This is a genomic window from Rhodoblastus sp. (assembly GCF_041915505.1).
GTDB lineage: Bacteria > Pseudomonadota > Alphaproteobacteria > Rhizobiales > Beijerinckiaceae > Rhodoblastus.
The window spans coordinates 1-4,926 of the sequence record NZ_JAYSBG010000266.1 but is presented as its reverse complement, the minus strand read 5'-3'; the positions used below and the strand labels follow the sequence as shown (position 1 = coordinate 4,926).

The following is a 4,926-nucleotide window of genomic DNA, read 5'->3' as shown; positions in this document are numbered from 1 at the left end:
GTAGACAATCGAACGGCTGTGCCGCTCGCCATGAACCAGTCCGGCGTTGGCCAGAATCGAGAGGTGCGTGGACAGCGTATTTTGCGGCACGCCGACCAGCCGCGCGAGTTCCCCGGCCGGGACGCCGTCAGGTTCCCGAGTCACCAGCAGCCGAAAGGCCTGCAGGCGGGTCGCCTGCGATAAGGCCGCAAAAGCGGAAAGAGCGCTTATTTCATCCATATATCGAGATTACTCGAACTAATGTTCCAATGCAAGTGAACCGCGCCGGGTTTTCCGGAGGCATTTTTGTTTAGATCAGGCTGCAAGGCGGCGTTCGGTCAGCTTGGCGCGCTCGGCGGCGACATGGATGACCGCACCTTGCTTGACCGCGCGGCCGAACCAATCCGCACCGCTGGCGATATGAAAGGCAAGGTCAGTTGCGAAAACAGACTTTCCGGAGCCCGGATCGCCATAGAGGGCAGAAAATTCACCAGCGCCCAGAGCACCGCGTACAAGCCAATCCTTGCGTGGCGATGGATCGATCTGGTCGAAGCGTTTGAACTCGAAAGGAGAGGCAGAGGGCGGCCTCTTATCAGGCCGCGGAACAGAGTGGCGCGACTGGTGACGGCCGCCCTCGGTCGCCTTTTCGACAATAGAGACGATGTTTTTATAACCGTCATCGCTCATTTTTCGCTTTCCTCCGGTTTGGGAGGCGCGTCAGAATTCGTAGCGGGATCAACAGGAGAATGTTTGGGGAAATTTGGCCCTGACTTGCTGGCTTGGGCTGAATTTTGCGCATCGCTAGGGAGCGCCACGCTATCCGGCTGAAACTGCAGCTGTTTCGTCGTGGGGCGTAGGCGACGCCGGCTTTTTCCCACAAATTTTCCCACACTGGCGTTGGCAACAGGCGAGTTTTCGTTTTCGAGCACTGAGCGGAATGCCGCCAGCGCGTTTTCCAGCGACTCACCTGCCGGGCGGATTCCGGCCATTCTCCGAACGACGGGAATCGGCTCTCGGCCGACCTTCCGGTTCTCGACGGCAATCTATAGATTGCCTGGATGAAGAAATCGGTTTTTCTCTATTTCGACGGCGCGCTGACGGAGCAAGCCGGCCCGTCCGGCGTGAAAGGAGCCTGAGTTGAGCGTCGCCTTCACCAAGGAAGACAGTGCAACAACAGCGTCGGAGACCTTGCTGCCCGACCGCCCGATTTCGCCTCATCCGAACCTTGTTACGGAAACGGGACTGAAAGCTCTTGAATTCGAACTCGAACGGGCTCGCGACGCGTATGAAACGGCGCAGAAGATTGAAGACGTGGATGAGCGGCGGCGGCAAGCCGCAATTCCCTTGCGCGATATCCGCTACCTTGCGGCGAGAGTTCGGACCGCTCAGGTCGTCGCCGATCCCGTTGCAACCGAAACCATCGCCTTTGGGAGCACGGTGACGTTCAGACGCAAGGATGGGCGCGTTCAGAAATATCGCATTGTGGGTGAGGACGAAGCGAATCCTAACGCCGGCTCTATTTCCTTCGTATCCCCGGTGGCGAAGCTTCTGATGGGCAAATCCGTCGGCGATGAATGCGGCGCGTCAGGTCAAGAGATCGAAATTATTTCAGTTTCCTAGCGCGTTGCGCCTCCGAGGGATTGGAATTCAATGCGGATCCCGGATGCCCGCGCCGATGGCGTCTGCGAAGGTCGCCTTTCCGCCAGACAGGAGCGGGCTTTGATGGGGCGGGAAGCGGAACGTTGTCGACCGGCGGTTTGCGAAGGGAAACCACAAGATCGGGCATTTGTGGGGTTTGCGCAGAGCGCCGTCCTCTGCGCAAAGTCATGCGCCATCGTCGTCTGCGCTCCCACACTGTAGCGGCAAAGCCGGACCTGATGTCGTCCGGCGATCCGGCCGCCTTCTGTTCCCTCGACCGCCGACGCCTCAAGGTTGCGATGCGGCTACAGCGCTTCGATGGCGAGCGCGATGCCTTGTCCGCCGCCGATGCACAGCGTGACAATGCCTTTCGAGAGCCCGTCGCGTTTCATCGAATAGAGCAGCCGCGTGGCGAGGATCGCTCCGGTGGCGCCGATCGGGTGACCGTGCGCGATCGCGCCGCCCTCGATGTTCACGAGGTCCTCCGGCAGGCCGAGTTCTTGCGCTATAGCGATCGGCACCGCTGCGAAGGCCTCGTTGATTTCGAAGCGCTCGACGTCGCCAAGCGTCCACCCGGCCTTTTGCAGCGCCTTGCGAACGGCCGGGACAGGCCCGATGCCGAACAGGCCCGGTTCGACCGCCGCGACGCCATAGCCGGCAAGCCGCGCCATAGGCTCAAGACCTTTCGCATCGGCGAAGCCACGTTCGGCGACGATCATCGCGGCGGCGGCGCTATTCAGCCCTGGCGCATTGCCGGCCGTGATCGTACCATCCGGCCGGAAAGCCGGCTTCAATCGGGCGAGCGTTTCGGCGGTGGTGTCCGGACGCGGCGCCTCATCCATGACGAAGCTCTCCGTCCCCTTCCGGCCTTTGATCTCCACCGCAACGATCTCGTCCGTGAATCGGCCGGCGTCTCTCGCGGCGACAAAACGCTGCTGGGATCGCGCGGCGAAGGCGTCCTGCGCCTCACGGGTGATCTGGAGCTTCGTGACGAGGTCTTCCGTGTGCCAGCCGGAATGTTTCCCCGAAAAGGCGTCGTTGAGTCCGTCGGTCAGCAGGCTGTCGAGAATCTGGGCCGGCCCCATCCGATAGCCCCAGCGCCCGCCGTCCATCAGATAGGGCGCGCGATCCATGTTCTCCATGCCGCCGGCTATGGCGACATCGCTGTCGCCGGCGGCGATTTCCAGCGCGGCGGTCAGGATCGCCTGCGCGCCGGACCCGCAGACGCGGTTGACGGTCAGGGCCGGGACGGAAACCGGAAGTCCCCCGCCGATGGAAGCCTGGCGCGCCGGGTTCATCCGATTGCCGGCCTGGATGACATTGCCCATCACCACGGTCCCGACGTCCTCGCCGGAAAGCCCGGCGCGTCGCAGGGTTTCCCGCACGACTGTCGCGCCAAGCTCGGTGGCGGGCACATTCTTCAGCGCGCCGTTGTAAGCGCCGATCGCGGTGCGAACCGGATGAGCGAGGATGATGTCTCGTTTGCTCATGGCTTTTCTCCTTGTTTGGATGGCGCCGCCAATGATGCTGCGGCGTTCACGCGACCGCCTTCGGCCCATCTGCATCCGCAGCTCGTAACGAGGACGTTCAAGCCGGCGTGCGATAACGTTCTGCCGCACGGGCCTGCGCAAACCCCGGAATCATCGCTTGTCGCGCCGCGTGAAAAGCGTCCCATTGCCCGGCGTCATGGAGGGGCGGGATGGTCACGGGCTCGCGGCGATCGAAGCCCGCCAGCGCGGCGTCGACCAGTTCGCCGACTTCCATCACTGCGGGAAGCGTGTCGACGTCGATGCCGGCGCGCTCCCAAATCTCGGTGCGGGTCGCCGCCGGGAGAACCGCCTGGACATAGACCCCTCTGGGACCGAGTTCCTGGCTGAGGCCCTGCGACAGGAACAGGACGAACGCCTTGGTCGCGCCATAGACGGCCATGCCGAACTCCGGCGCGAGCCCGACGACCGAGCTGATATTGACGATGGCGCCCGCGCCGGCCTGAGCCAGACGGGGGGCGACCGCGCTCGCGAGGCGGGCGACCGCCGTCGCGTTCAAAGTGACGATTCGCCCGACATCGTCGGCCGCCTGCTCGGTGAAGGTTCCAGGCGCGGTTGCGCCGGCGTTGTTCACAAGCACGCCGATCCGCCGATCGTCGCGCAGCCGCGTCTCAACGACGGCGAGTTCTTCCGGCTTGGTCAGATCCGCTTGGAGAATGTCGACTGCCGCGCCGGTTTCGTCACGTAGTCGCGCGGCAAGCGCCTCCATGCGCGCCTTGTCGCGGGCGACCAGCACGAGATCATGCCCGCGCTTGGCGAAACGGTCAGCATAAGTCGCGCCAATGCCTGACGAGGCTCCGGTGATAAGGACTGAGGGATTTGCCGCCATGATCTTGTTCTCTTTCGAACGGGTGGCTATATTCATGATGATCATCATGAATATCTCTTTAAAATGATAGCCATCATGAAAAAGTCAACAGTCTCGACGGAGATTTTTTGAGATGAAAGTCAGCCGGGAACAGATGGCCGAGAAGCGCCAACGGATCCTGGAGGTTGCCGGTCGGTTGTTCCGGGAGAAGGGATTCGAAGCGGTCAGCGTCGCAGAGGTCATGAAGGCCGCTGGGCTCACGCATGGCGGTTTCTACGGTCACTTCGCCTCGAAAGACGATTTGATCGCGCAAACGTTGTGCAGCACGATTGGCGCGCGTAAAGGCGCCAAACGCGATCTTCGCGCCTTCATGGACGAATATCTGTCGTCGCGGCATCGCGACAACAGGGCTGAAGGCTGCGTTATCGCCGGGCTTGCCGCGGACACGCTTCGCCAGGCGCCCGGAGCCCGCTCGGCGATCGCCGATGGCGTGCAGGCGCAGATCGATTGGATGAGCAAACAACTGCCCGATCTGGATGAGGCCAGCCGGCGCCGCAAGGCCATTGCGAACTGGGCGGCCATGGTCGGAGCGACAATCCTGGCCCGAACCACCACCGATCCCGCCTTATCGGATGAAATTCTCAGGGAGACCCAGGCGTGGATCGATGAAGGGCTGGACCGTTCCGCCGCCACGATCTCGGATACGGTAAAATCGCGGGCGGACTGACGCCGCCCAGCGGCTCTCTTTCGCCTTCATTCGGGTTTCGGCGCCATCGACGTCGAGCCGCCATGCGCGAGCAGACGCCCGCTGGCGTCGAGGACCTTGCATTAGAGCGGATTCGCCTTAATCCGGGTCATATCCAGCGGCGGCAAAGAAGTTGGCGCATTCTTGCGGCGTGAAGGTGGGCAGGATCGCGCTGAACGCGGCCCAGAGGCCTTCAACGGTCCGTTCAG

The 4,926-nt window shown here is 62.6% G+C and carries 7 protein-coding genes and 1 pseudogene; 2 read left to right on the top strand and 6 right to left on the bottom strand.

Annotated elements, in window-relative coordinates:
• The 3 genes from ACE3S9_RS14745 to ACE3S9_RS14735 form a co-directional block, all read right to left on the bottom strand.
• Positions 1-219 (bottom strand): ArsR/SmtB family transcription factor (locus ACE3S9_RS14745; protein WP_374547236.1); only part of this gene is annotated, 219 nt, incomplete at its 3' end.
• Positions 220-294: 75 nt separating this feature from the next.
• The gene (locus ACE3S9_RS14740) at positions 295-666 is read right to left on the bottom strand and encodes an AAA family ATPase (protein ID WP_374547235.1); all 372 of its coding nucleotides are present in this window, start codon (positions 664-666) and stop codon (positions 295-297) included.
• Entirely contained in the window at positions 663-968 is a 306-nt protein-coding gene (locus ACE3S9_RS14735) for a hypothetical protein (RefSeq protein WP_374547234.1), read from the bottom strand. Before ACE3S9_RS14735 ends, ACE3S9_RS14740 begins: the two co-directional genes overlap by 4 nt.
• 148 nt (positions 969-1,116) lie before the next feature.
• Here ACE3S9_RS14735 and greA point away from each other — a divergent pair, with 148 nt between their 5' ends.
• Positions 1,117-1,599, top strand: coding sequence for a transcription elongation factor GreA (gene greA, locus ACE3S9_RS14730; RefSeq protein WP_374547233.1), 483 nt, complete (start codon positions 1,117-1,119; stop codon positions 1,597-1,599).
• A 323-nt stretch (positions 1,600-1,922) separates the two neighbouring features.
• Here the strand turns inward: greA and ACE3S9_RS14725 are convergent, their stop codons facing one another.
• Both ACE3S9_RS14725 and ACE3S9_RS14720 read right to left on the bottom strand, forming a co-directional pair.
• A complete protein-coding gene (locus ACE3S9_RS14725) occupies positions 1,923-3,107 on the bottom strand; it encodes an acetyl-CoA C-acyltransferase (protein ID WP_374547232.1) in 1,185 nt (394 codons plus the stop codon).
• Between the two features lie 97 nt (positions 3,108-3,204).
• The gene (locus ACE3S9_RS14720) at positions 3,205-3,993 is read right to left on the bottom strand and encodes an SDR family NAD(P)-dependent oxidoreductase (RefSeq protein ID WP_374547237.1); all 789 of its coding nucleotides are present in this window, start codon (positions 3,991-3,993) and stop codon (positions 3,205-3,207) included.
• Between the two features lie 112 nt (positions 3,994-4,105).
• Between ACE3S9_RS14720 and ACE3S9_RS14715 the strand changes: the two genes are divergently transcribed.
• A complete protein-coding gene (locus tag ACE3S9_RS14715; protein ID WP_374547231.1) occupies positions 4,106-4,699 on the top strand; it encodes a TetR/AcrR family transcriptional regulator in 594 nt (197 codons plus the stop codon).
• 117 nt (positions 4,700-4,816) lie between these two features.
• Here ACE3S9_RS14715 and ACE3S9_RS14710 read toward each other — a convergent pair.
• A pseudogene (locus tag ACE3S9_RS14710) lies at positions 4,817-4,926 on the bottom strand (IS630 family transposase); the annotation flags it as partial.